Raw genomic sequence first — 25,830 nt, 5'->3', positions numbered from 1 at the left:
TGTCGCGAAACGTCAGCGCTGGAGGAATGACCGGATGAACAACCTCCTGAAAGCCTACAACTAGGGTTCCGACCCATTATGGAACAGCAGCGCGCAAGCCTTTACCATATGGCTTCATTTCGGGGTAACCAACGCAGACCTATCCTGCCTGTCAGACAGCGACAAACGGGGATCATGGCCGTGTTGGAATATAGCAGCATCGAAATCGGATCGGCGCCCCAAAGGGCACGCGGCGCCGAGCGCGCGCCGGTCCGCGGCCGGGCGCGCTATCGCGAGCCGGGGCTCAATCCCTTCGACGTCGAACTGTTCGACCTGTCGTCGACCGGTTTTCGCATGGTCACTTTTTTCCGGCCGCAGATCGGCAAGCATATCTGGGTGAGTCTGCCCGGTCTCCAGCCGCTCGAAGCCGTCGTGCGCCGCGCCGACGGCAATAATTACGGCTGTGAGTTCGTCCACCCGCTCCACCCGTCGGTCGCGAAACATCTGCAGATCAACCTGCGCTGATTTCTGTGCGTTCGATGACGCGATCATCGGCAGGATGTTCAGCCCGCCGCCGTCTCCGACATCTTCAAAATCAGCTGCCATTCGGTCGGCGTCACGCGTCCGACCGACAGGCGCGACTGGCGGATCAGGTCCATGTCGGCCAGTCGCGGCTCGGCCTTGATCGCCGCCAGCGTCACCGGGTGCGTCAGCGCGCGCACGGGCGCAACGCGCACCACCACCCACGGTGATCCTTCCTCGGCGGTCGGGTCGGGGAAGCTCTCTTCGGTGATCTCCATAATCCCGACGCATTCCTTGCCGATATTGCTGTGATAAAAAAGCGCTTCGTCGCCCTTCTTCATTGCCATCAAATTCAGTTTCGCGGTGTGATTGCGCACCCCGTCCCAGATGCCCGTGCCGTCCTTGACGAGCTGGCCCCACGCATAGGCGTCGGGTTCGGATTTCATCAGCCAATATTGTTTGCCCATGCGCGGGCACTTAGCTTAGGCGCGCGCGCGGCGAAACCGCCTTTTTCCCTTTAACCCGCGCGTCGCAGCGCCTAAATCGCGAGTCATGACGCGCCGCCTGGCGCCGCCCCTTGTCAAATGGATTTCATTGCATGACCGCTGCCGTCCCCGTCATTTCCCTGGCCCTTTCCGCCGACCGGTTTGCCCGTGATTTCGGAGGATCGTTCGAACGCTTCGGCTTTGCGATGATCACCGATCACGGCATTGACCTCACGCTGATCGACGAGGCCTGGACCAAGGCCAAGGCGTTTTTCGCGCTGCCGGAAGCAGTCAAGCGTGCCTATCATATCCCCGGCGGCGGCGGCGCGCGCGGCTACACACCCTTCGGAACCGAAATCGCCAAGGGCGCGAAAGAGGTCGACCTGAAAGAGTTCTGGCATGTCGGGCGCGACCTGCCGCCCGGCCACCCGCTTGCCGCGCAACAGCCGAACAATGTCTGGCCGGCAGAGATCGAAGGGTTTCGCGCCGTTTTTGAGAGGCTGTTTGCCGAGTTCGACCGGGTGGGCGGCCAGCTTTTGTCGGGCATCGCACGCTATCTCGGCCTCGCCCCCGATTTCTTCGATGACACGGTGAAGGACGGCAACAGCGTCATGCGCCTGCTTCACTATCCGCCGGTCGAGGCGCCCGCCAAAGGCATCCGCGCCGAAGCGCATGAGGACATCAACACCATCACCCTCCTGCTCGGCGCCGAGGAAGCGGGGCTCGAGATTCTCGACAAGGACGGCAGTTGGCTTCCCGTTTCGCCGCCGCCGGGCGCGATGGCGGTCAATGTCGGCGACATGCTTCAGCGGCTGACGAACAACCGCCTCCCCTCGACGACGCACCGCGTCCGCAACCCCGACGAAGGCCGCGCCGGCGTCGCGCGCTATTCGATGCCCTTCTTCCTGCATTTCCGTTCGGACTATCTGATCGAGACGCTGGACAACTGCATCGACGCCGATCACCCCGACCTCTACCCGACACCGATCACCGCCGACGATTATCTGCAGGAACGCCTGCGCGAAATCGGGCTGAAGAAATAGGCGGTTATTCCCTTAGAGCGCGATAGAGCGGCGTGCTGTCGTCATTGCGAGCGAAGCGAAGCAATGACGCCGAGGGAAGAATGAGGTGAAGGCGGGCAACCGCCCTCTCCTCTCGCTCGCTTGTACACCAAAACGAAAAAGGGCGCCGCGTTGCCGCAGCGCCCTTTTCACGAACTGGATCCCGAACGGGAACGGGTCTTACTTGATCCCGTCGCGCTCCATCCGCTTGCGTTCCATCTTGCGGGCGCGGCGGACGGCGGCGGCGCGCTCGCGGGCGCGCTTTTCGCTGGGCTTTTCGTAATGACGGCGCAGCTTCATTTCGCGATACACACCCTCGCGCTGCAGCTTCTTCTTGAGCGCGCGAAGGGCCTGGTCGACATTATTGTCGCGAACGATGATCTGCATAAACCGTGTCGTCTCCTGTTCGTCAAAACAGTCCGGGCCGCCGGGTCATCCGGTCTGCCGCAAACCGCCGATATTCGGGCAATAAAAAGAGCGCCGCGAAAGCGCGACGTTCCGGTTGAGGGCCAACTAAAGGGATTCGCCCCGAAATGCAAGCGTAAAGGGGGTGAAGCGCGCTGCCCGCTCCGCACACGCCCTGTGTCCGCACGCGGGATTGTGCCGAACATGCGCCTTGTGGCATAAGTAGCAGGACGAAACCAATCATCCAAGGGACAGGAACATGGCCACCCAGCTCAAGCGCAACAGCAAATATAGCGAAGCCGAATGGACCGCACGGCAGGAACTCGCCGCCTGCTACCGCATCTTTGCGATGATGCGCTGGGACGAGCTGATCTTCAACCACATCACGGTGAAGGTGCCCGATCAGGACGGCGCCTTCCTCATCAACCCCTATGGCATGCACTTCAGCGAGGTCACTGCATCGAGCCTCATCAAGATCGACATCGACGGCAACAAGCTCGACGAGGATAATCCCTGGCACGTCAACAAGGCGGGTTTCGTCCAGCACAGCCTGTTCCACCGCATATTGCCCGACGCGCACGCGATCATCCACACCCACACCACCGCGACGATGGCCGTATGCGGGCTCGAGGGAGGACTCCAACCGACCAACTTCTATGCCTGCAACTTCATGGGGCAGCTCGCCTATCATGATTTCGAGGGTGTGACGGTACGCGAGGAAGAGGGCGAGCGGCTGGTCAGGAATCTCGGCGACAAGCGCATCCTGATGCTGCGCAATCACGGCCCCGTCGTGATGGGCAAATCGCTCACCGACGCCTTCATCAAATATTGGGCGCTCCAGCGCGCATGCGAGATCCAGCTCGCGACGATGAGCATGGGCAAGCCGATCCTTGTCGACGAAGAGGTCATCAAGGTCCACCAGCGCGACCTTTATATGGCGGCGATCCCCGGCCAGTCGGGCAAGGCCGAGTTCGACGCGATGGTACGCAAGGTCGACAAGATCGACACAAGTTGGCGTGACTAATCCGCTCGCTGCGCTAACAGGGGCGGCATGACGCGATTCTCGGTCAACGACCGTCCGGTCGAATATCGCATGGAGCCCGAAACCCCGCTGCTTTGGGCGCTGCGCGATGCGTCGAACCTTACCGGCACCAAATATGGCTGTGGCACCGGCGATTGCGGTGCCTGCACCGTCGACATCGACGGCGAGGCGATCCGCAGCTGCCTGGTCACCATCGCCGAATGCGAAGGCCGCTTCGTCACGACGATCGAGGGCCTGACGCGCGACCGTAGCCACCCCGTTCAACAGGCGTGGGTCGCCGAACAGGTGCCGCAATGCGGTTTCTGCCAGTCAGGGATGATCATGGCCGCCGCCGTGCTGCTCCGCAAGAACAGCAACCCAAGCGATGCCGAAGTCGATGCCGCGATGACCAATATCTGCCGCTGTGGCACCTATCCGCGCATTCGCGCCGCGATCCGCCTCGCAGCGCGGGTCATGCGCGGCGAGGAACGCATCGCCGCCGCGCCGCCGCCCGGCATCCGGCCCGAAGACGCCGCGCGCGCGGTACCGGCGCTGCGCCCCGAAAGCTGAACCGCGGGCAACGGCGCGGTCAGCCATCGATCATCTTGCCTCGGGTAAGAATCGATTCATCATCCCGGCTGGCGTCTCCAGCGATCGGGACGTGAGTTGGAGAATGGCGAGATGAAAAAGATGTTTGGAGGGTTGCTGATCGCCGCGACGATCCTGACCCCGATCACCCCCGCCGCAGCGCAGTCATCGGGCGAACGAATCCAGATCGCGCAGCGCGACGATCGTGGCCCGCGCGGTCCCGAGGTGCGCCGCGGTGGCAATCGCGGCGGCGAAACCCGTCCGCAGCGCCAGCATCGCAGCGAAATGCGCGCCGAGCGCAATAGCGAGCAACGCCAGCAGTGGCAGGGCCGCGACGACCAGCAGCGTCGGGCGCAGCGCCAGCAATGGCAACAGCAGCGCGAGGCGCGTCAGGCCGAGCGCGATCGTGGCGGCGCCTATGATCGAAACCGCGACGGGCACATCGACCGTCGCTGGGACCGCAACCGCAACGGCGAAGTCGATCGTCGCTGGGACCGCAACGACAACGGCCGCGTCGACCGGCGTTACGACCGCAATCGCGACGGCGACCTCGATCGCCGCTGGGATCGTAACAACGACAACCGCGTCGACCGGCGCTGGGATCGCAACCGCAACGGTTACGTTGACCGCCGCTATCGCGACGGGCGCCACGACCGCTGGGACCGCAACCACAATCGCTGGAACCGCGACTGGCGTAGCGACCGCCGCTACGACTGGCGCAGCTATCGTGATCGCTACCGCAGCTATTACCGGATGCCGCGCTACTACAACCCCTATCGCGGCTATGGCTACACGCGCTTCTCCATCGGTTTCACGCTCGGTTCGCTGTTCTACAGCCCGCGCTACTGGATCAACGATCCGGGCTACTACCGCCTGCCGCCCGCCTATGGGGGCTATCGCTGGATCCGCTATTATGACGACGCGCTGCTCGTCGATACCTATACCGGTGAGGTGGTCGACGTGATCTACGATTTCTTCTGGTAATATCCTTTCGGTTACCGGAATGACAAACTGGGGGCCGGTTCGCCGGCCCCCTTTTTCGCGCCGTTTCAGCGGCCCTTCCAATAATCGAACACCGCCTGCTGTTGCTCGCGAACGAAGCGCGCCGCCGCCGCGCCCTGCCACGGCCCGTCGTAACCGAGCAGCAGCGCCGTGCCGCCGACCCACCACCCCTGCCCCGGCAGCCGGTCGCTCTCGCGCACCACCAGCACCGCGAGGTCGGGCTCGCCGTCGAGCGCACACAGCCGGTCGACCTCGGCCAGCGTCTTGCACAATGCGCGCATCTTGGGCCGTGTGAAGCGGAACCCCAACTCGCCGAGCAGCTCCGAATAGCTGATGCTGCGCTCCGCGCGCGCCGCTTCGATCAGGATCGCGCGAATGCGCGGCGCGTCGCCCAGTGCTTTCGCGTCGGCCGCGGCGACCGCGCCGCCTAGACCTTCGTCTTTGGCGGCCATGGCACGAACCCCGACGTGCGTTCAACATAGGCGGCATAGTCGGGCCGCGTCTTGTGCAGCCCCTTTTCGAGCAGCGCCTTGCCCGACCATTTGGTGAGCGTGAAGGTCAGAAAGACCGGACCAATCAGGCTCGCCAGCGCCGGCGGCCAGCCGATGTCGAGTACGACGATCCAGATGCCCCACCAGCTCAGCGCGTCTCCGAAATAATTGGGATGCCGCGTATAGCGCCACAGCCCCGTGTCGAGCACCCGCCCCTTGTTCGCGGGATTACGGCGAAAGGCATGGAGCTGCGCGTCGCCGATGCTCTCGAACGCGATGCCCGTCAGCGCCGCCGCCGCGCCGACCCAGCCGATGATGCCGACGCCCTCCCCCGCGCTCGCCCAGATGCCGATCTGTGCGGGCAGGCAGGTGACGAACAGCAGCGGCGCCTGCGTCAGGAACACGGTGAGCAGCGCCGCCTTTGCCCAGCTCCAGCCGCGCGTCTCCATCGTTTTTGCCAAAATCCGGGTGTAGCGCGGGTCTTCGCCCTCGCGCACCCAGCGCAGCGCCAGATGGATCGCGAGCCGCAGCCCCCACAGCGACGTGAGACCGAGCAGCAGCTTTGCATGGGCGCCAACGATCTCCGCCTGCGCGGCGCTCCCCCATGCGAGCAGCACCATCCCGAACGCCCAGAAGGCGTCGATGAACGACACGTCGCGGATCGTCGCCGCAAATGCCCAGAGGAGAAGGATCACCGCCAGCAGCCCCGTGAAATTGACCGCCAAAAGTCCCGCTATCTCGCTCATATCGGCCTCTCTTCGTCCGTGTCGCCCCCGACAATATCGTCGATCGAGCGCACCGCCCGGTCGGGATATTTGGGGATACAGCTTTTATAGACCTCGAACACCTTTTGCATGTCGGCGCGAAAATCGCCCGTCGGCCAGATCAGCGGCCCCAGCCCGCCGGTCTTGGTGCCATAATCCATCAGCCCGACGACCAGCGGGACCTTGGCGCCGAGCGCAATCTGGTAAAATCCGGTGCGCCACTTCGCCGCCTTGCCGCGCGTACCTTCGGGCGCGACGGTCAGCATGAACTCCTCGCGGCGGGCGAACTCGCCAATCATCTGCACGACGTCGCCGCCGCCGCCGCGCCGATCGACCGGCACCCCGCCCATCTGGCGGATAAAGCCGCCGATCGGCCAACGGAACAACGACAGCTTCGCCATGAAATAGGGCCGCAGCTTAAGGTCGGCGGTGAGCCCCAGGAAGTTGACGAAATCCCAATTGCTCGTATGCGGCGCCGCAATGATGATAAAGCGCCGCGGTTCGGGCACCACGCCCACCGCCTTCCACCCGCGCATCCGATAGAGCAGCAGCAACAGGCGGCGCACCGCGCGCGCCACCACCCCCGGCGGATTGTCGTCGATCCTCGTCACGCCGGCTCCTCTCTCCCGACGTCGGATTGCGCGAAAGCCGCGCCCCGCGCAAGGGGGGAGCCAGGCCGCTTAGCCCACGAAGGCCCGTTCGATCACAAAATCGCCCGGCGCGGCGTTCGACCCTTCCCTGAAGCCCAGCGCCTCGAAGCGCGCCTCGAAGTCGCGGATCATCGCCATGCTGCCGCACATCATCACGCGGTCGGTCGCGGGGTCGAAATGCGCAGGGCCGGTCAGCGGATGGCCAAAGAGCTGCCCGCCGTCGATCAGCGCATCTATACGCCCCGTGGTGCGGAACGGCTCGCGCGTCACTGTCGGCAGGTAATGGAATTGCAGCAGCGCCTGGTCCTGCACCAGCGGATCGCCCGCGAGCTGGCTTTCCAGCGCATCGCGGAATGCCAGGTCGCTCACCTGCCGGACGCAATGGACAAGCTGGATCTGGCTGAACCGCTCGTAAATATCGGGATCGCGCACCAGACTCAGGAAGGGCGCCAGCCCCGTACCCGTCGACAGCAGGAACAGCCGCTGGCCGGGAAGCAGCGCATCGGCAACGAGCGTCCCCGTCGGCTTGCGGCCGAGATAGACCGGATCGCCCGGCTGGATCAGCTGGAGCCGCGAGGTCAGCGGACCATCAGGCACCTTGATCGACAGGAACTCCAGCTCGTCGGCATAGGCGGGGCTGGCGATCGAATAGGCGCGCAGCAGCGGCCGCCCCTCACCCGGCAGCCCGATCATCACAAACTCACCCGACCGGAAACGAAAGCTCGGCGGCCGCGTGATCGTGAAGCTGAACAGATGCTCGTTCCAGTGCCGCACCGACCGCACGTTCTCGACGGTCAACGAGGCGGAGGGGGCAAGTTTGGCGGCGGCGGCAATACGGTTACTCATTGTCTCGGCTTTCCTGATGGTCGTCGCACCGGTCGCGCGCGATGTCGCAGCGCACCGGCGTCCGGGTTTCACCCAAGCGAAATCCCGGCGTCAGGTCCAAGCAGAATTGCTTGCGTCACTGAAACCGGAAGGCGCGGCGAATCATTCCGTTCGGCGTCCGATATATATGTTAGTGCAACTCATTTGCAATAAATGAAGGCGTCGGCCGTCGGAACCTCTTCTTCGAGCCGATCGACAGGGTCTCGGCCGGACTGTCTGCCTTGCCGACGGATGGCCGTCTTCGCGCTGATCCCCTGCGGTTTCGCGAACCGTGCGACCAACACCTGTGGTCGCTGCCGCTCCGCTCGAACGGCGTCCGCGGCCCTGGCGGCGCCGTGTCCGATCTGGCCGACAATGATTGCCATGGCGAAAATGAAGATCCTGCACGATCACGCGCGGGAACCGAACACCCGGCGCGTGGACCATTTTCTCCTCGACCTCCAGCGTCGATCGCCCCGCCCGGCGGCTGGATCGCGCCCGTTTGGGGGGCAGCGGACGTTGCCGGCGCTTGATAGTTGCACCGTCGCTCGCGCTCTGGCAGGGTCGTAACATTATTACAAAGAGGAGCCTTATGCCTATCCCCCCCCCGCTCAAGGTCGCCGGCCTTGCCGCGCTGGCGTTGCTCGCCGCGTGCAACGGCAGCGCCGACCCACAGAAAAATGCCGCCACCGCGATCCCCGATGTCGAGATTCCCCAACTATCGCTCGCAACCTTGCAGGAAGTAACGAGAGAATTGTCGTCCGACGCCTATGAAGGGCGTGCGCCCGGCACCGCGGGCGAAGAAAAGACCGTCGCCTACATCATCAAGAAATACAGGGAAGCGGGCTTGCAGCCCGGCAACAACGGCCGCTGGACACAGGACGTGCCGCTGGTTGAAATCACCGCGAAGAACGCCACCCCGCTGACCTTCACCGGCGGCAAGACGCCCGTGACGGCACAATATGCCAAGGATTATGTCGCGTTCAGCTACCGCGTCCAGCCGAGGACCGAAGTCAAGGACAGCGACGTCGTGTTCGTGGGATATGGCATCAATGCCCCCGAAAAGGGCTGGAACGACTATGCCGGGCTGGATGTGAAGGGCAAGACGGTCGTTGTCCTGGTGAACGATCCCGACTGGGAAAACAGGGAAACCGAAGGCCCGTTCAACGGCCGCGCCATGACCTATTACGGCCGCTGGTCATACAAATATGAGGAAGCTGCGCGGCAGGGAGCCGCCGCCGTGCTGATCGTTCACGACACCGAGCCTGCCGCCTATGGCTGGAACGTCGTCGAATCGAGCAATACGGGCACGCAATATCTGGCCGAAAGCAAGAATGGCGGCGCCGACCAAACGATTGCCAATGGCTGGATCCAGTTGGCCAAGGCGAAGGAACTCTTCGCAAGCGCGGGACAGGATTTCGACAAGCTGCGCGAGGCGGCGAAACAAAAGGGGTTCAAGCCCGTGCCGCTGGCCGGGGTGAAGGCGAGCTTTGCCTTCGACAATGACATCGCCAAGAAAATGTCGCGCAACGTCATCGGTGTGCTGCCGGGCGCCAAGCGGCCCGACGAATATGTGCTTTACACGGGTCATTGGGATCATCTGGGCCGCTGCACGCCCGTCGACGGCGACGACATCTGCAACGGCGCGGTCGACAATGCGAGCGGTATCGCAGGGCTCGTGACGCTGGCGAAGGCGTTCAAGCAGGCGGGCGCGCCCGATCGCAGCATCGTCTTTCTTGCCGTCACCGCCGAGGAATCGGGCCTGCTCGGATCGAAATACTACGCCGAAAACCCGGTCTTCCCATTGTCGCAGACGGTCGGCGGCGTGAATATGGATGCGCTGAACGCGGTCGGGCCGGCGAAGGACATCGTCGTGGTCGGGGCCGGCAAGTCCGAACTTGACGCCTATGTCGAGAAACTCGCCCGGATGGAGGGTCGCACGGTCAAGCCCGAACCGACCCCCGAAAAGGGTTTCTATTACCGGTCGGATCATTTCAGCTTCGCCAAGCTGGGCGTCCCGATGTTCAATTTCGGCAGCGGCGACGATCTGGTCGATGGCGGCGTCGAGGCGGGTCAGAAAGCGGCCGAAGACTATGAAAAGAATCGCTATCACGCCCCCGACGACGAATATGAGGCGATCACCAACTGGGAGGGCATGATGTCGGACCTGCGCCTCTATTATGCGGCGGGGCGGATGCTCGCGATGACCGATGCGTGGCCGAACTGGAACGAAGGCGACGAGTTCCGCGCCGCCCGCGACAAGTCGCGCGCCGCAGCAAAATAATCCGGAAAGCGCGCGCCCATGACGCTGAGAATGCCTGCCGAATGGGCGCCGCACAGGGCCGTCTGGATCGGTTTCCCGCACCTCGCTGAGGAGTGGGCGGGCGCAATCGACGAAGGACGGCGCGATGTCGCCGCCTTCGCCAACGCCGTCCACGACGGAGGCCGCGGCGAAGAAGTGCGGCTGGTCGTCAATGACGAACGGCAGGCGGACATCGCCGCGGCACTCATCGATCCGGGCGTCAAGATCCTCGTCCAGCCGCTTGGCGACATCTGGCTGCGCGACACCGGCCCGATCGTCGTCGGTACCGGCGCAGCGCGACGCGCCCGCAATTTCCGGTTCAACTGGTGGGGCGAGAAGTTCGTCATGCCGGGCGATCTGGAAGTGGGCGCTGCGCTGGCCGGTCAGAGCGGCTTGCCGGTCGATGATCAGGACTGGGTGCTCGAAGGCGGCGCTATCGACGTCGACGGCACGGGGCTCTGCGTCACGACCGAGGAATGCCTGCTCAATATCAACCGCAATCCGTCACTGACACGCGAGGATATCGCGGTGCGGTTGCACCAGTCGCTGGGGATCGAGCGGCTGTTGTGGCTCGGCCATGGCCTCATCGGCGATCACACCGACGGCCACGTCGACAATCTCGCGCGCTTCGTCGGCGAGGGGCGCCTCGCGCTGCCGGTCGCGGCGGGCGATGACGATCCCAACGCCGCCGTCTACGCCGATGCGCGCGCGCGAACGGTGGCGTTCGGCGGGGTCGAGATCGTCGACCTGCCCTCGCCCGGCCGCATCGAGCTGAACGGGGAGATCGCCGCGGCGAGCTATATGAACTTCTATATCGGGAACAGCACCGTGGTCGTGCCGACCTATGGCGTCGCGAACGATCAGGCCGCGGTCGATACGCTCGCCGCGCTCTTCCCCGACCGCCGCGCGGTCGGCGTCCCCGCCCGCGGCATCATCGTCGGCGGGGGCAGCTTCCATTGCTCGAGCCAGCAGCTTCCGGACTGAGGCGCGCGGGTCAGTTCGTGCCGACGCGAACCAGAGTTCAGGAAAGTTCAGCCGGGTGCAGCCCCCGGATTTGCCACGCCCGGCATATCCACGCCCGGCATATAATGCCGCGACCGGTTCCTGCACGCACCCCCACGCCGGACAGTGACTGCTTTGTCCCCATGTTGAAAGAACCGCACCGCTACTGGCACAGCCCATCCATGCAGGACAGTGCTTTGGACGGCGGATGGGCGCATCGGGGCCGGGAGGTGATTCCCGTCATCAGCTTATCCGTCATCCCGGCCTTCGCCCAAATGACGATGGAAGACGTGCCCGCTGTTCCAACGCGATCCTTCGCGCAAAAAAAACGCAGTCGGTGGTAGCCGCTGTTTCCGGTTGCAACCCGGACAAGCGCGCCGCTCCCGAATGCGACGCTCAATTCTGGCCGCTGGCCGGCTTCACCGTGGCGACCACCGGCTTTGGCACCAGGGCCTCGGCGGCAACGACGCGCTTTGACGCATTGGCGGCGATCGTCTTTTCGAGTTGCGCGACCCGCGGGCATTCGCCCTTGCACACGCGCTCAGCCTCGGCGAGTTTTTCGCGCGCCAGTTCGAGCGCCCCCTTGTCGGCCAGTGCTTCGCCCTGTCCGGTCAGCGCGACAATGTCATTCGGTTCGAGCAACAGCGCCTCGCGATAAAGGCCGATGGCCTTCCCCGGCAGGCCCTGCGCGCGCGCAACCTGCGCCAGCGCGATGATCGCCGAACGGTTGCGCGGATCGGCTGCGAGCGCCGATTCATAATAGTCGATTGCAAGGTTCAGATCGCCGACCTCCTGCGCCCTTTGTCCTTCCTGCTGGAGCGCGATCGAGCGCGGGAGAATGTCGTTGTCGGCGCGCTGTGCATCGGAGGCGGTCGGCAGGCTGGCCAGAACAAGACCGGCGCCAAGGGCCAGCAAAGTGATGCGCATCGCTCTCTCCCATCGGTTGAATGCCGATGATGCTAACATGGCGATGTCAGCCGTGCGAGAAAAAATCCGTCGCAGCCGTCGTGCGCCGGAGTCAGCAGGAAACCGGCGCCCGCGGCGCGCCCGACACCGCCGGGAAGATAGTCGGCGTCGGCCGTCCAGCCGGGATGCCGGTTCAGAAAATCAGCCACCTGTGCCCGCCCCTCGCGCGCGATGATCGAGCAGACAGCATAAAGGAGTTTGCCGCCCGGCGCCACCAGATCGGCGCCGAGGTCGATCAGCTTCGCCTGATCGCCGAGATGGCGGTCGAGCCGCGCAGGGGTGAGCCGCCAGCGCAGTTCGGGGCTGCGCCGCCAGGTGCCGCTGCCCGAACAGGGCGCATCGACGAAAACGCGATCCGCCCTCCCCTGCCAGTCGGCGAGCATCGCAACTTCCTGCCCCGGATTGAGCAGCCGGGTTGCGATCCGCGTTGCGCCGGCCCGTTCGGCACGCCGCGGCAATTGTTGCAGGCGCGCACGATTGGTGTCGCAGGCAAGGATGTCAGCCGCATTGCCGGTCAGCGAAGCGATCGCGAGCGTCTTGCCCCCGCCACCGGCGCACAGATCGACGATCGCCTGCCCCGGCGCGGCGGCCAGCGCGGCCGACGCGTACTGGCTTGCGGCATCCTGCACCTCGAACGCGCCTTCAGCATAGGCGGGGTGCTGGGCTGCGGCGGTTTCGGGCGGCAGGCGCCATCCGTCGGGCGCGCCGGGGATCGGCGCGCCTTCGGGAAACAGTGTCTCGAGGTCAGCGCGCCCCGCCTTGATCCGATTGACGCGAAGGTCGAGCGGCGCGCGTGCCAGCAGCGAGTCATGCTCTTCCTCGCCGACGAGCGGGTCGAAGAGGTCGATCAGCGCCTCGGCGGCAACGCCTGTCTGCGCGCGCGGCTCGTCGGCGGCGATCGGCGCCGGGCCATAAGCCGAACCGTCGAACAGCGCCGCTAGGCCGGGCTGCGCATCGGCAAGCGCGAGCATCGCCGCGCGGCCCGACTCGGGCGCCGAGCGCACGGCGCGGATCACGTCATAGACGAGCGCGCGGATCGCACGGCGGTCCTTCGACCCCGCATAGCGGCGCGCGCGCATCGCTTCGGCAAGGATCGCGTCCGCAGGCGCCCCGCCCTCGCGCGCGGCGGCAGCGATGGCGTCGAGGATTTCGATGGCGGTCTGGATGCGCGCAGCGGGGGTCATTGAACCTGCGCCCTCGCCTTCAGGGGAGGGCAGCGAGACTTGCCAGCTTGCTGGCTTAGTCGCAGCGGGTGGAGCTCATCGGCCTTGCGCAAGGCCGATGAGCCCCACCCCAACCCCTCCGCTGAAGGGGAAGGGCTCGCCGAAGCAACGTCGCCGCGCATTCTATTATCCTCAGCCCGCCGGGTAATTCGGCGCCTCGCGCGTGATCGCGACATCGTGGACATGGCTTTCGCGCAGCCCCGCGTTGGTGATGCGCACGAACTTCGCGCGCTCGCGCAGATCCTTGAGCGTCCGGCTTCCCGTATAACCCATCGCCGCCTTCACGCCGCCGACAAGCTGGTGAATCACGTCCTTCGCAGGCCCCTTGAACGGCACCTGGCCTTCGATCCCTTCGGGCACCAGCTTCATCTGGTCCTTGATATCCTGCTGGAAATAGCGGTCGGCGCTGCCGCGCGCCATCGCGCCGACGCTGCCCATACCGCGATAGCTTTTATAGGTGCGCCCCTGAAAGAGGAAGGTTTCGCCCGGCGCCTCGGCCGTCCCCGCGAGCAGCGAGCCGACCATGACGCTCGACGCGCCCGCAGCCAGCGCCTTGGCGATGTCGCCCGAGGTGCGCAAGCCACCATCGGCAATCACCGGCACGCCGAGCTTCGCCGCCGCCTCGACGCTGTCGAGGATCGCGGTCAGCTGTGGCACGCCGACCCCCGCGACGACGCGCGTCGTGCAGATCGAGCCGGGGCCGATGCCGACCTTGACCCCGTCCGCGCCCGCATCGATCAGCGCCCTGGTCGCGTCGCCCGTCGCGACATTGCCCGCGAGAACCTGCACCCGGTTCGACAATTTCTTGATGCGCTCGACGGTCTGCCCGACGCCCTTGCTGTGGCCGTGCGCCGTGTCGACGACGATCAGGTCGCATTCGGCGTCCAGCAGCGCCTCGGCGCGCTCGACCCCGCTGTCGCCGGTGTTCGTCGCCGCCGCGACACGCAGGCGGCCGCTGGCATCCTTCGTCGCATCGGGGAAATTGACCGCCTTTTCCATATCCTTGACGGTGATCAGGCCGATGCAGTGATAGTCGTCGTCAACGACCAGCAGCTTTTCGATGCGCCGCTGGTGGAGCAGCCTGCGCGCCTCGTCCTGCCCGACGCCTGGGCGGACGGTCGCCAGATTTTCGGCGGTCATCAACTCGCGCACCGGCTGGCCCGGATTGTCGGCGAAACGCACGTCGCGGTGCGTCAGGATGCCGACGAGCTTGCCGCCGCTTTCGACGACGGGAATACCCGAAATCCGGTGCTGGTTCATCAGCGCGGTGGCATCGGAAAGCGGCGCGTCGGGGGTAATGGTGATCGGGTTGACGATCATCCCGCTCTCGAACCGCTTGACCTGCCGGACGGCGGCGGCCTGCTCCTCGATGGTCAGGTTGCGATGGAGGACGCCGATGCCGCCGATCTGCGCCATCAATATCGCCATGTCGGCTTCCGTCACCGTATCCATCGCCGACGACAGGATCGGAATGTTGAGGCTGATCTCGCTGGTCAACTGCGTCGCCAGATTGGCGTCCGACGGCAAGATGTCCGACGCGCCCGGCACCAGCAGCACATCGTCGAAGGTCAGGCCGGTGATGATTTCCATGGGTCGCCACTTTCTGCTGCAAGGCGGTGCGCAAACCCCTGTGGTCGAGTGCGGCACGCGCGAATCATTTGGTGGCGGCCCATGTAACCAGTCGCGCCCGCGCGCGCCAGTGGGCGGCGACCGATTATTGCGCGCGGCTTTCAATCCGATTGGGGGCCGTGGGCGAAACCGTTCGCAGGCAATGAAATGTAACCGATTGCATTGGTTCCGGCGTCCCGTTAGACCGGTCGCATAACATAGTTTCGGCGAAGAGGATATTGTGCATGGACGTGCCGCATCAGCCGTCCGCCCGGCCCGGCGGGCGATCGATCGCGCGGGCCGAGGCGACGTCGGAGCTGCTCTGCACCGCGATCATCGGCAGCGCGATCATCCCCTTGCTGGTCGGACATCTTTCGGACGCGACGGATTATGGCACCGCGGTCGTGCTTTCCGCACTATGCTATGCCGCGCTTTGCGTCTTCGCCTTCGCCGCCGCGCGGACGCCCCCGCGTCAGGCAAGCGTCGGCGCGAGGGTGCACTGAGCGGCGACGCAAGCAGGGGGGTGGCATGGCCGGACTGACGATCGACATGGCACGCAAGAGCTTCGGCGCCACCGAGGTCCTGAAAGGCGTCTCGATCGACGTCGCCGACGGCGAGTTTGCGGTTATTGTCGGGCCGTCGGGATGCGGCAAATCGACGCTGCTGCGTGCGGTCGCGGGGCTCGAGGAACTCGATGGCGGGCGGATTGTCATCGGCGTGCGCGACGTGACCGGGCTCGCGCCGTCGGAACGCGGCATTGCAATGGTGTTTCAATCCTATGCACTCTATCCGCACCTCAGCGTCCGCGAAAATATGGCGTTCGGGCTGCGGATCGCCAAGGCCGACAAGGCTGAAATCGCCCGGCAGGTACAGCGCGCGGCCCAGATTCTGAATATCGAAGGCTTGCTCGACCGCAAGCCTGCCGCGCTGTCGGGCGGGCAGCGACAGCGCGTCGCGATCGGCCGCGCGATCGTCCGCCAGCCACAGATTTTCCTGTTCGACGAGCCGCTGTCGAACCTCGACGCCGACCTGCGCGTGCGAATGCGTTACGAGTTCGCCAAGCTGCACCGCCAGCTCGGCACGACGACGCTTTACGTCACTCACGACCAGGTCGAGGCGATGACGCTGGCCGACCGCATCATCGTGCTGCGCGACGGGCGGATCGAACAGGTCGGCAGTCCACGGATGCTCTACGAGCGCCCGGCCAATATCTTCGTCGCGCAGTTTCTGGGCACTCCGCGGATGAACATCCTGCCCGCGACGGTCGCCGACGACGGCCACGCCGCGCTCGCCGACGGACGCCGCCTTGCACTTCCCGCGCCCGCGGTGCCGCTGGCGCCGGGAACGCCGCTGTCGATCGGCATCCGGCCCGAACATGTCGGGATCGGCGACGCTCCGGGGGCACTGACATTCACGGTCGGTTTCATCGAGCGCCTCGGCGGCCTGGCAACGGTGCATTTGCAGGGCGCGGCGGGAAGCGAGCCCATCGCGGGCCAGCTTCGCGACGACGGTCGCCTCGGCGAAGGGGCGAGCGTTCCCGTGCGCTTGCCGCCCGAACATCTCCACCTTTTCGATCTTGCGGGCAGGGCGATCGAAACGCGGGGGAAACGGCCTTGATCTGGGGTATTGTAACCGGTTACTCTACGCCGCTTTCCATTGCCCGCCTGAAACGGGGCAGGCGAGTCGCGCAGGCGGTGCGAAACGACGCAAGCAAAAGGGGGCCCGCGGCATGGCAACATTGAGGGACGTCGCCCGCGAAGCAGGAGTTTCGGTCGCGACCGCATCGCGCGCGATCAACGGTCTGGGCAATGTCACCGCGCCGACGCGCGCGGCGGTGATGGCGGCGGTAAAGAAGCTCAATTTCGTGCCGCACAGCGGCGCGCGCAGCCTGACGCGGCGCAGGACCGACACTGTCGGGGTCATCCTGCCCGACCTGTTCGGCGAGTTCTTCTCCGAGATCATTCGCGGTATCGACCTCGTTGCGCATGAATCGGGGATGCACCTGCTGCTCGGCAACATGCACGGCAGCACGCACGAAACCGCCGCTGCGATCGCGGCGATGCGCGGCCGCGTCGATGGCCTGCTCGTGATGCCGCCGGACCTCAAGCCCGAACTGCTCGCCGACTATCTCGACCCCGCGCTGCCGACGGTGCTGCTCAATTACGACGCCGGGCCGCTCGATCTTCCCTTCGTCGCGGTCGACAATTATCAGGGCGCCTATCGGATGACCGAAGCGCTGCTGGCGCGCGGCGCGAAACAGGTGGTCCACATCGCCGGCCCCAAGCATAATCGCGACGCGCGCGACCGCCAGCGCGGCTTCACCGATGCGATGGCGAAAATCGGCGGCGTCCGCACGCCGGCAATCCTGCCGGGCGACTTTTCCGAGGAAAGCGGCGCGCAGGCGGCGCGGCTGCTGGTGCAGGGCCAATTGCCCGCCGACGCGGTGTTCGCGGCCAACGACCAGATGGCGGTCGGGCTGATCGCGGGGCTGGCCGAAGCGGGCAAGTCGGTGCCGAGCGACATCATGGTCGCGGGCTTCGACGATATTCCGCTCGCGCGTCACCTCAACCCGTCGCTTTCGACGATGCAGGTGCATATCGACCGGTTGGGATCGACCGCGATGATGCTGCTGCTGCGCATGTTGCGCGGCGAAACGCTTGGCGCGGCGAACGCGACGATCCTGACCCCCGAGTTGGTCATCCGCGGGACGACGGGCGGTGAAACCGCGCCCGTACCCAGCAGCGGGGCGCGCCCGTGATTCCCGAAGGCGCCCAATGCGATTGACCCGGCGCCAATTGACAGGCGCACTCGCGGCGCTGCCCCTGCTCCCCATGCTCGGCGGCTGCGAGGAGCGGCACGCCGACACGCTGACCATCTGGGCGATGGGCAATGAAGGAGCGAGCCTCCCCGCCCTTCTCAACAGGCTTGCGTTGCCCGCGGACCTGCCACCGGTCGACGTGCAGCCACTGCCGTGGAGCGCAGCGCACGAAAAACTGCTCACCGGCTTCGCGGGCGGCTCGCTGCCCACGATCGGCCAGGTCGGCAACAGCTGGATCGCCGAGATGGCGGCGATCGGCGCGATTGCTCCCCTGCCCGCTTCCGCCACCACGCTGCTCGACGATCAGTTCGCCGCGGTCGTTGAAACCAACCGGATCGGCGGCACCGCCTGGGCCGTGCCCTGGTATGTCGACACGCGGCTGCAATTTTACCGCAAGGACATGTTCGCGCGTGCGGGTTATGCCGCGCCGCCGCTCGCATGGGCCGAATGGAAGCGCGCGCTGCACCGCGTCAAGGCGCTCGCCGGACCCGGCAATTACGCCGTGCTGCTGCCGCTCAATGAGTTCGAGCAACTGCTGACCATCGCGCTGTCGGCGAGTGCGCGCCTGCTGCGCGACAAGGGGGCGCGCGGCGCCTTTTCCGACCCCGAGTTCAAGGCTGCGCTCGCCTTCTATAAATCGCTGTTCGACGAGCGGCTCGCGCCGATCGCATCGGCGACGCAGATTTCGAACATCTGGACCGAATTCGCCAAAGGCTATTTCAGCATTTTTACGTCGGGCCCATGGACGATAGGTGACATGAAAAGCCGCCTCGATCCCGCCATGCAGGACAAATGGGCGACCGCGCCCAATCCCGGTCCCGGCGGCATCGGTTCGGCGGCGCCGGGCGGGTCGAGCCTCGTCGTTTTCGCCAGCCAGGCGGACAGCGCCGCCGCATGGGATATCGTCGCGCGCCTGCTCGCGCCCACCGCACAGCTCGCGTTTCACCGGCTGACCGGCAATCTGCCCGCGCGGCGTTCGGTCTGGCGCGCCGCTGGCCTCGCGAGCGACCCCATCGTCGCCCCCTTCGCCACCCAGCTCGACCATGCGACCGCGTTGCCCAAAGTGCCCGAATGGGAACGCATCGTCACCGAAATGCAGGTGGTCGCCGAGCGCATGGTGCGCGGCCACTATAGCGTCGATGCCGCCGCGCACGAGATCGACCGCCGCGCCGACCGCCTGCTCGAAAAAAGGCGCTGGATGCTCGACAGGGGGCGCGCCCTGTGACCGGCGCGATGCGCCCCCGCGAAGCGCGCGCCGGATGGGCGATGAGCGCGCCGGCGCTCGCCGCGATACTCGTGTTCTTCGTCGTTCCCGCGATGGGTTCCTTGTTCCTCAGCTTCACCGACTTCGACATCTATGCGCTCGCCGACCTCGACAACCTGCGCTTCGTCGGTTTCCAGAATTATGAAAGACTCCTCGCCAACCCCTTGTTCTGGAAGGCGACGACGAACACATTGCTGTTCGTCGTTATCGGCACTCCCTTCATCACCCTGTTGTCGCTCTTCGCTGCCATACTCGTCAACTCGCGCTGGCTCGCGTGGCGACCGGTGTGGCGTGTCGCCTTGTTCGCACCCTATGTGACGACGCTCGTGGCTACGGCCGTCGTGTGGCGCTATCTGCTCCACACGCGCTACGGCCTCGTCAACTATCTGCTCTCGCTCTTCGGTATCGCGCCGATCGACTGGCTCGGCAGTCCGACCGCGTCGCTGCCCGCGATCCTGATCTTCGTCGGCTGGAAGACCTTCGGTTATAACATGATCATCTTCCTCGCCGCGCTCCAGACGGTGCCGCGCGAGCTTGACGAAGCGGCGCGCATCGATGGCGCCCGCTGGTTCACGCGCCTGCGCCACGTCACCCTGCCCGCGATCGCGCCGACGGTGCTGCTGGTGTCGGTGCTGACCGTTGCGGGCATGTTCCAGCTTTTCGCCGAACCCTATGTGATGACGCAGGGCGGTCCCGCCCAGTCGACCGTGACCATCCTCTATTTCATGTACGAGGAAGGGTTCAAATGGTGGAACCTGGGGTCGGGCGCCGCGGTGGCCTTCCTGCTCTTTCTCTGCATCCTCGCAGTGACCCTGGCGCAGCTCCGGCTGGCAAGACGGAGCGGCGCGATATGAGCCTTCGCCGCTGGACCGTCACGCTGCTCGCCGCATTCGTCGCGCTGCTCACCATCGCGCCGCTGCTCTGGATGCTGTCGGTCAGCTTCATGGCGCGCGGCGAAGCGGCGCAATTCCCGCCGCCGCTGCTGCCGGGCGATCCGACGCTCGACAATTACCGCGCCCTGTTCGGCACCTTTGGCGTCGGGCGTTTCCTTCTTAACAGCCTGCTCGTCTCGACGCTCGCGACGCTGCTCGCGCTGCTTTTCACGATCCCGGCGGGCTATGCCTTTGCCAAGCTGCGCTTCAAGGGCCGCGATGCGACGTTCCGCCTGCTCGTCGCCGCGCTTGTCGTGCCGGGCCAGATCGGGATGCTGCCCCTGTTCCTCGAACTCAAGGCGATGGGGCTGGTCAACAGCTATGCCGGCGCGCTGGTGCCCTGGCTTGCGGGGATTTTCGGCATCTTTCTCGTCCGCCAATATAGCCTGTCGATCCCCGACGAAATGCTCGAAGCGGCGCGCATCGACGGCGCGAGCGAGGCGCAGATACTGCGCCGCATCGTGCTGCCGATCCTCACCCCGATCATCGTCACGCTCGCGCTGTTCGTGTTCCTCGGCAGCTGGAACGATTTCATGTGGCCGCTGATCGTCCTCGCCGATCAGGATCTTTACACCCTCCCGGTCGCCCTCGCCGCACTCAGCCGCGAGCATGTGCAGGACAATGAACTGATGATGGCGGGCGCCGTCGTCACTACCCTGCCCGTCCTCATCCTCTTCCTCGCCCTCCAGCGCTTCTACTTGAGCGGCCTTCTCGCGGGGAGCGTCAAGGGATGACCCGATCAACCAAGGAACCCTCTATGCGATACTGGACTGCGGCCTTGCTGGGCCTCGCACTCGTGGCTTCTCCCGCCGTCGCCAGGACGAAAGCTCGACCCGTTGTCGAGGGCCAGACACCCCAGCCGCCGATCGCGTCGGACAATTATCCGTACCAGTTGTTCGTACCGCAGGGTTATCTGACCAATGCGAGGACGCAATATCCCTTGCTGATCTTCCTCCACGGGTCGGGCGAACGCGGCGACGATGTGGCGAAGGTCAAGGTTCATGGCCCACCAAAGATCGCCGACCGCGACCCCGCCTTTCCCTTCCTCACCGTCTCGCCGCTGCTCGGCGCCGATCAGGATTGGGACATTGCAAAGCTCGACCGGCTCGTCGACCATATTGCGGCGACCTATCGCGTCGATCCCGCACGCATCTACCTCACCGGACTCAGCCGCGGCGGCCATGCGAGCTGGCGCTGGGCGATCGCCCAGCCGCGCCGCTTCGCCGCGGTCGCGCCCGTCGCGGGGCGCGGCAATCCCGGCGAGGCGTGTCGGTTGATGGACCTTCCCGTCTGGGCTTTCCACGGCGACCGCGACGATGTGGTGATCCCCGAAGGCAGCTTCGCCATGGCGCGGGCGATCCGTGCCTGCGGCGGGCGCAAGGCGCGGCTGACCATCTATCCCGACCTGGGCCACAATGCCTGGGATCCCGCCTATGACGATCCGGCGCTCTATGCCTGGCTGCTCGAACAGGCGCTCCCCTCCCCGACGAGCACCGACAAGGACAAGAAATGACGCAGACCATCTTTCCCGACGATTTCCTGTGGGGCGCGGCCACCGCCGCCTATCAGATCGAGGGATCGCCGCTTGCCGATGGAGCGGGGCCGAGCATCTGGCAGCGTTTCAGCCACGATCCGCGGCTGATGGCGGCGAAAGGCGACACCGGCGACATCGCGTGCGACCATTATAACCGGATGCCCGCCGACGTTGCCCTGATGAAGGAACTGGGACTTCAGGCCTATCGCTTCAGCGTCAACTGGGGCCGCATATTGCCCGAAGGCACCGGGCGCGTGAACGAGCCGGGGCTCGATTTCTATGAACGGCTGGTCGATGAACTGCTCAGGCATGGCATCGAACCGTTGCTGACGCTCCACCATTGGGATCTGCCCGCCGCGCTCGACGACCGCGGCGGCTGGCTCAACCGCGACAGCGCCGGCTGGTTCGCCGACTATGCCGCGATCATGTATCGCCGCCTCGACGGGCGGGTGAAGAAATGGGTGACACTCAACGAGCCGTGGGTGATCACCGACGGCGGCTACCTCCACGGCGCCCTCGCCCCCGGCCACCGCAACATGTTCGAGGCGCCGATCGCCAGCCACAATCTGATGCGCGCGCACGGCGCGGCGGTGCAGGCCTATCGCAGCGAAGGGGCGCACGAAATCGGCCTCGTCGTCAATATCGAACCCAAATATCCGGCGAGCGACGGCATCGAGGACGTGGCGGCGGCGGCGCGCGCGCACGCCTATATGAACCGCCAGTATCTCGATCCTGCGCTGAAGGGCAGCTACCCCGCCGAACTCGCCGAAATCTTCGGCGAAGCCTGGCCCCAATGGCCCGCCGAAGACATGCGGTCCATCTGCCAGCCGGTCGATTTCATCGGCATCAATTACTACACGCGCAACGTCGTGCAGGCCGACCCGAACCAGTGGCCGCTGCGCGCCTCGCCGGTCCGGCAGAACGCCACGCACACGACGACCGACTGGGAAGTCTGTCCGCCCGCGCTCACCGACATGCTCATCTGGTTCCGTGATACATACGGCAACATTCCCGTCTATATCACCGAAAATGGCGCGGCCTTTTACGACCCGCCGACCGCGGGGCCCGCCGGCATCGACGATCCGCTGCGCTGCGACTATCTCCGCACGCACATCTCGGCGATCGGCGACGCGATCCGCCAGGGCGTCGACGTGCGCGGCTATATGGCCTGGTCGCTGCTCGACAATCTCGAATGGTCGCTCGGCTATTCGAAGCGCTTCGGCATCGTCCACGTCGATTATGAAACGCAGGTGCGCACGCCGAAACGCAGCGCGCGCTTCTATTCGAGTGTCATCCGGTCAAACGGCGGGAACCTCGGCTGATGCGCTGGCTGGTGCCGTTGCTCGCCCTCGCGCTCGCGCTCCCCGCCGCGGCGAAGGAACGCGCCGACCGGTTCAGCGCGATGACCTATAACATCCGCCTCGACCTTGCATCGGACGGCGACAACGCCTGGCCGCACCGGCGCGGCGCCGTCACCAACCTCGTCGGCTATTATTCGCCCGACCTGATCGGGATGCAGGAAGTGTTGCTGCACCAGAAGCAGGCGATCGAGGCCGACCTGCCCCGCTACATCTTCGTCGGCGTCGCGCGCGACGACGGCAAGGAGCAGGGCGAGTTTTCGCCGCTCGGTTTCCGCCGCGACCGGTTCACGCTGGTCGCGTCGGGCACCTTCTGGCTGTCGCCCACTCCCGACGCGCCGAGCAGGGGCTGGGACGCCGCCTTGCCGCGCATCGCAAGCTGGGCCCGGCTGAAAGACAGGAGCTCGCGCCTGACGCTGCTCGCCGTGAACACGCATTTCGACCATGTCGGGAAAGAGGCGCGCCTTGAAAGCGCACGACAGCTCCGCCGCTGGATCGGCGCAAACCGGAGGCGCGGCGAAACGGTGGTGCTGATGGGCGATTTCAACAGTCCCGTGGACAGTCCCCCGCACGACGCGATCACCGACCCGGCGCCGGGCCCGGCTGCGCTGCACGACACGCTGGCGATCAGTCGCACCCCGCATTTCGGCCCGCTCGGCACCTTCACCGGCTTCGATATCGAGCGGAACGACCCCAGCCCGATCGACCATATCTTCGTGAACGACGGCACGGCGGTGCTTCGTCATGCGACGCTGACGCAGCAAACGGGCGGCAAGCTGCCATCGGATCATTATCCGGTGCTCGCCGACCTGTGCGTGGGCAGGGGGTGCTGACGATGCCGCGCTGCCTGACGATGCTGTTCGCGGCGATGCTTGCCGCCTGTTCGGCGGCGCCGCGGCCGACGCCCGCCGCGGCGCCGCCTTTCACGCGCGACACGACCGAACTGACGCATGGGTGGCAATTCCGCTTCGACGATGGGCTGACGCCCGAAACCGCGGCCACGCTCGTCGACGGCGCGTGGCAAGATGTCACCGTGCCCCACACATGGAACCGGCTCGGCGAATATCGCATCGGCCGCACGGCGGCGACCGACAACCGGCAGGGCAAGGGCTGGTATCGCCTGCGCGTCAATGGCGCGGCATTGCCAGCGGGCAAGCGCCATATCATCGAGTTCGAAGCGGTCGGCAATCTCGCCGACCTATGGGTCAATGGCCGCCATGTCGGGCGCCACGCGGGCGCTTTCTCCCGCTTCCGCTTCGATCTCACCGATTTTCTGAACCCAGCGGATCCCAACATCATCCTGCTGCGCGCCGACAACAGTATGCCCGGACCGGGTAGCAGCACCGAGCATATCATTCCGCTCGACGGCGACTTCTTCATCCACGGCGGCCCCTACCGCCCGGCGCGCCTCCTCCACGTCGCGCCGAGCCATATCGCACTCGACGACCATGGCGGGCCCGGCGTCTATGCGACCCCGACGATCAAAGACGGTGCGGGTCAGGTGGCGATCCGCGTCCGGTTGACCGACATCGCGGCGGGGCAGAGCCTCGTGGCGACGCTGCGCGATGCCGGGGGGCGAACCGTCGCCGAAGGCACACGCCCGCTCACCGCGGGTCAGCGCGAGGCCGCGCTGACGCTCGACGTCGCCGCGCCGCGCCGCTGGAACGGTCGCGCCGACCCTTATCGCTATCGCCTCGAAACGCGCCTTGCCGATACTGGCGGCACGCTCGACAGCGTGACCGTCCCCGTCGGCTTTCGCGCGTTCCGGTTCGACGCGGCAACGGGTTTTTATCTCAACGGAAAACATCTGCCGCTGCATGGCGTATCGCGACATCAGGATTATCTGGGCAAGGGCTGGGCACTCTCGGCGGAGGATCATGCGCGCGACATGGCGCTAATCGCCGAAATGGGCGCGAACACGGTGCGCTTCGCCCATTATCAGCATGCCGCCGACTGGTTCGACCTTGCCGACCGTTTTGGCATGATCGTCTGGGCCGAACTGCCCTTCGTCAACAAGCCGAGCCACGGCGATGCGCCCGCATCACCCGAACTGGTCGCCAACGCGCGCCAGCAGATGATCGAGCTGATTCGCCAGAATTACAACCATCCCTCGGTCGTCACCTGGGGCATCGGCAACGAGGTCGATATGGACATGGCGTTCGGCCGTATGGGACCAAAGGCCGATGCGCGCCCTCTGCTGCGGGAACTCCATGCGCTGTCGAAGGCCGAAGACCCATCACGCCCGACGGTGATCGCTGACTGCTGCGAACTGACCCCGGCGAAGAAGCCCGATTACCAGCCGCCACTCACCGGCGAGGCCGACCTGATGGGCTACAACCGCTATTATGGCTGGTATTATGGCGAGGTATCCGACCTCGGCCCGCATCTCGACGCTTTGCATGCCAAATATCCGTCCGTGCCGATTTCGGTCAGCGAATATGGCGCGGGCGGCGCGCTCAGCCAGCATGTCGAGGATCCAGCGCACCACCCGATCAACCCCGGCGGCCGCCCGCACCCGGAGGAGTTCCAGAGCTGGCTGCACGAACAAAGCTGGCCGCAACTGCGCGATCGCCGCTATCTATGGGCCAGCTGGATATGGAACATGTTCGATTTTTCGTCGAAAATCCGAAAGGAAGGCGACGCGACCGACATCAACGACAAGGGCCTCGTCACCTTCGACCGCAAGGTCAAGAAGGACGCCTTTTTCTATTACAAGGCCCAATGGTCGACCGAACCCGTCGTCCATATCACCAGCCGTCGCTGGACGACGCGCGCCAGTCCCGTCACGGCGATCAAGGTTTACAGTAACGCGCCCGCCGTGACGCTGACGTTCAACGGGGTGCCGCTGGGCGAGGTCGCGTGCGCCGATCGCATCTGCACGCTGGACAATATCGTGCTGCGCCCCGGCGACAATGTGGTGACGGCGCGCGCGACCTTTGCATCCGGGGTGGTGAAGGACGAAGTGCGCTGGACCCTTACGCCGCTCTAAAA

General features: G+C 65.5%; 26 protein-coding genes. 17 read left to right on the top strand and 9 right to left on the bottom strand.

Annotated features, from left to right (window positions below; all coding sequences use genetic code 11):
- Positions 1–180: 180 nt before the first annotated feature.
- Positions 181–504 carry a PilZ domain-containing protein gene (locus tag SALA_RS05255; protein ID WP_192807452.1) on the top strand — a complete coding sequence of 108 codons (324 nt, stop codon included), beginning with the start codon at positions 181–183 and terminating at the stop codon, positions 502–504.
- Between the two features lie 38 nt (positions 505–542).
- On the opposite strand, the gene SALA_RS05250 is transcribed toward SALA_RS05255, so the two are convergent.
- A complete protein-coding gene (locus SALA_RS05250; protein ID WP_011541345.1) occupies positions 543–968 on the bottom strand; it encodes an EVE domain-containing protein in 426 nt (141 codons plus the stop codon).
- 131 nt (positions 969–1,099) lie between these two features.
- On the opposite strand from SALA_RS05250, the gene SALA_RS05245 reads away from it, so the two are divergent.
- Positions 1,100–2,029, top strand: coding sequence for an isopenicillin N synthase family dioxygenase (locus tag SALA_RS05245; RefSeq protein ID WP_011541344.1), 930 nt, complete (start codon positions 1,100–1,102; stop codon positions 2,027–2,029).
- A gap of 198 nt (positions 2,030–2,227) precedes the next feature.
- On the opposite strand, the gene rpsU is transcribed toward SALA_RS05245, so the two are convergent.
- Positions 2,228–2,434, bottom strand: a complete 207-nt coding sequence (gene rpsU / locus SALA_RS05240) for a 30S ribosomal protein S21 (protein WP_003047635.1) — start codon at positions 2,432–2,434, stop codon at positions 2,228–2,230.
- 277 nt (positions 2,435–2,711) lie between these two features.
- On the opposite strand from rpsU, the gene SALA_RS05235 reads away from it, so the two are divergent.
- From SALA_RS05235 to SALA_RS05225, 3 genes are all read left to right on the top strand, one after another.
- Positions 2,712–3,476 carry a class II aldolase/adducin family protein gene (locus SALA_RS05235; protein ID WP_011541343.1) on the top strand — a complete coding sequence of 255 codons (765 nt, stop codon included), beginning with the start codon at positions 2,712–2,714 and terminating at the stop codon, positions 3,474–3,476.
- 27 nt (positions 3,477–3,503) lie between these two features.
- Complete coding sequence (locus SALA_RS05230; RefSeq protein WP_011541342.1) at positions 3,504–4,043, top strand: (2Fe-2S)-binding protein; 540 nt, start codon at positions 3,504–3,506, stop codon at positions 4,041–4,043.
- Between the two features lie 111 nt (positions 4,044–4,154).
- Complete coding sequence (locus SALA_RS05225; protein ID WP_011541341.1) at positions 4,155–5,045, top strand: RcnB family protein; 891 nt, start codon at positions 4,155–4,157, stop codon at positions 5,043–5,045.
- A 65-nt stretch (positions 5,046–5,110) separates the two neighbouring features.
- Here the strand turns inward: SALA_RS05225 and SALA_RS05220 are convergent, their stop codons facing one another.
- From SALA_RS05220 to SALA_RS05205, 4 genes are all read right to left on the bottom strand, one after another.
- Positions 5,111–5,515, bottom strand: coding sequence for a hypothetical protein (locus SALA_RS05220; protein ID WP_011541340.1), 405 nt, complete (start codon positions 5,513–5,515; stop codon positions 5,111–5,113).
- Positions 5,491–6,300 carry a DUF1295 domain-containing protein gene (locus SALA_RS05215; RefSeq protein ID WP_011541339.1) on the bottom strand — a complete coding sequence of 270 codons (810 nt, stop codon included), beginning with the start codon at positions 6,298–6,300 and terminating at the stop codon, positions 5,491–5,493. The genes SALA_RS05220 and SALA_RS05215 overlap by 25 nt, the downstream gene beginning before the upstream one ends.
- Positions 6,297–6,929, bottom strand: a complete 633-nt coding sequence (locus tag SALA_RS05210; RefSeq protein WP_011541338.1) for a lysophospholipid acyltransferase family protein — start codon at positions 6,927–6,929, stop codon at positions 6,297–6,299. Before SALA_RS05210 ends, SALA_RS05215 begins: the two co-directional genes overlap by 4 nt.
- Positions 6,930–6,998: 69 nt before the next feature.
- Positions 6,999–7,814, bottom strand: coding sequence for a ferredoxin--NADP reductase (locus SALA_RS05205; protein ID WP_011541337.1), 816 nt, complete (start codon positions 7,812–7,814; stop codon positions 6,999–7,001).
- A 610-nt stretch (positions 7,815–8,424) separates the two neighbouring features.
- Here SALA_RS05205 and SALA_RS05195 point away from each other — a divergent pair.
- On the top strand, positions 8,425–10,116 hold the full coding sequence (locus tag SALA_RS05195; RefSeq protein ID WP_011541336.1) for a M28 family metallopeptidase: 1,692 nt from the start codon (positions 8,425–8,427) through the stop codon (positions 10,114–10,116).
- A gap of 18 nt (positions 10,117–10,134) precedes the next feature.
- Positions 10,135–11,118, top strand: a complete 984-nt coding sequence (locus tag SALA_RS05190; protein ID WP_011541335.1) for an agmatine deiminase family protein — start codon at positions 10,135–10,137, stop codon at positions 11,116–11,118.
- 414 nt (positions 11,119–11,532) lie between these two features.
- Here SALA_RS05190 and SALA_RS05185 read toward each other — a convergent pair whose 3' ends face one another.
- From SALA_RS05185 to guaB, 3 genes are all read right to left on the bottom strand, one after another.
- A complete protein-coding gene (locus SALA_RS05185; RefSeq protein ID WP_011541334.1) occupies positions 11,533–12,063 on the bottom strand; it encodes a tetratricopeptide repeat protein in 531 nt (176 codons plus the stop codon).
- A gap of 32 nt (positions 12,064–12,095) precedes the next feature.
- A complete protein-coding gene (locus SALA_RS05180) occupies positions 12,096–13,286 on the bottom strand; it encodes an RsmB/NOP family class I SAM-dependent RNA methyltransferase (protein WP_011541333.1) in 1,191 nt (396 codons plus the stop codon).
- Between the two features lie 171 nt (positions 13,287–13,457).
- Positions 13,458–14,915 (bottom strand): IMP dehydrogenase, encoded by a 1,458-nt coding sequence (gene guaB / locus SALA_RS05175; RefSeq protein ID WP_011541332.1) that lies wholly within the window; start codon positions 14,913–14,915, stop codon positions 13,458–13,460.
- Positions 14,916–15,178: 263 nt separating this feature from the next.
- Here guaB and SALA_RS05170 point away from each other — a divergent pair, with 263 nt between their 5' ends.
- The 10 genes from SALA_RS05170 to SALA_RS05125 all read left to right on the top strand — a co-directional run bounded on the left by SALA_RS05170 (position 15,179) and on the right by SALA_RS05125 (position 25,828).
- Complete coding sequence (locus SALA_RS05170; RefSeq protein ID WP_041383107.1) at positions 15,179–15,436, top strand: hypothetical protein; 258 nt, start codon at positions 15,179–15,181, stop codon at positions 15,434–15,436.
- Between the two features lie 25 nt (positions 15,437–15,461).
- Positions 15,462–16,550, top strand: a complete 1,089-nt coding sequence (locus SALA_RS05165; RefSeq protein ID WP_011541330.1) for an ABC transporter ATP-binding protein — start codon at positions 15,462–15,464, stop codon at positions 16,548–16,550.
- Between the two features lie 112 nt (positions 16,551–16,662).
- The gene (locus SALA_RS05160; RefSeq protein ID WP_011541329.1) at positions 16,663–17,691 is read left to right on the top strand and encodes a LacI family DNA-binding transcriptional regulator; all 1,029 of its coding nucleotides are present in this window, start codon (positions 16,663–16,665) and stop codon (positions 17,689–17,691) included.
- A 16-nt stretch (positions 17,692–17,707) separates the two neighbouring features.
- Positions 17,708–18,976 carry an extracellular solute-binding protein gene (locus SALA_RS05155; RefSeq protein WP_011541328.1) on the top strand — a complete coding sequence of 423 codons (1,269 nt, stop codon included), beginning with the start codon at positions 17,708–17,710 and terminating at the stop codon, positions 18,974–18,976.
- Entirely contained in the window at positions 18,973–19,869 is an 897-nt protein-coding gene (locus SALA_RS05150) for a carbohydrate ABC transporter permease (RefSeq protein WP_237700923.1), read from the top strand. The genes SALA_RS05155 and SALA_RS05150 overlap by 4 nt, the downstream gene beginning before the upstream one ends.
- Positions 19,866–20,681 carry a carbohydrate ABC transporter permease gene (locus tag SALA_RS05145; RefSeq protein ID WP_041383106.1) on the top strand — a complete coding sequence of 272 codons (816 nt, stop codon included), beginning with the start codon at positions 19,866–19,868 and terminating at the stop codon, positions 20,679–20,681. Before SALA_RS05150 ends, SALA_RS05145 begins: the two co-directional genes overlap by 4 nt.
- Before the next feature lie 23 nt (positions 20,682–20,704).
- The gene (locus tag SALA_RS05140) at positions 20,705–21,460 is read left to right on the top strand and encodes an alpha/beta hydrolase-fold protein (protein ID WP_192807451.1); all 756 of its coding nucleotides are present in this window, start codon (positions 20,705–20,707) and stop codon (positions 21,458–21,460) included.
- Positions 21,457–22,803 (top strand): GH1 family beta-glucosidase, encoded by a 1,347-nt coding sequence (locus tag SALA_RS05135; RefSeq protein ID WP_011541324.1) that lies wholly within the window; start codon positions 21,457–21,459, stop codon positions 22,801–22,803. The genes SALA_RS05140 and SALA_RS05135 overlap by 4 nt, the downstream gene beginning before the upstream one ends.
- The gene (locus SALA_RS05130) at positions 22,803–23,672 is read left to right on the top strand and encodes an endonuclease/exonuclease/phosphatase family protein (protein ID WP_011541323.1); all 870 of its coding nucleotides are present in this window, start codon (positions 22,803–22,805) and stop codon (positions 23,670–23,672) included. The genes SALA_RS05135 and SALA_RS05130 overlap by 1 nt, the downstream gene beginning before the upstream one ends.
- A 2-nt stretch (positions 23,673–23,674) precedes the next feature.
- Positions 23,675–25,828, top strand: a complete 2,154-nt coding sequence (locus SALA_RS05125) for a glycoside hydrolase family 2 protein (protein WP_011541322.1) — start codon at positions 23,675–23,677, stop codon at positions 25,826–25,828.
- The last annotated feature ends 2 nt before the right edge of the window (positions 25,829–25,830 follow it).

Origin of the sequence: Sphingopyxis alaskensis RB2256, assembly GCF_000013985.1 — a bacterium.
Lineage (GTDB): Bacteria > Pseudomonadota > Alphaproteobacteria > Sphingomonadales > Sphingomonadaceae > Sphingopyxis > Sphingopyxis alaskensis.
This window is presented reverse-complemented; position numbering and strand designations above follow the sequence as displayed.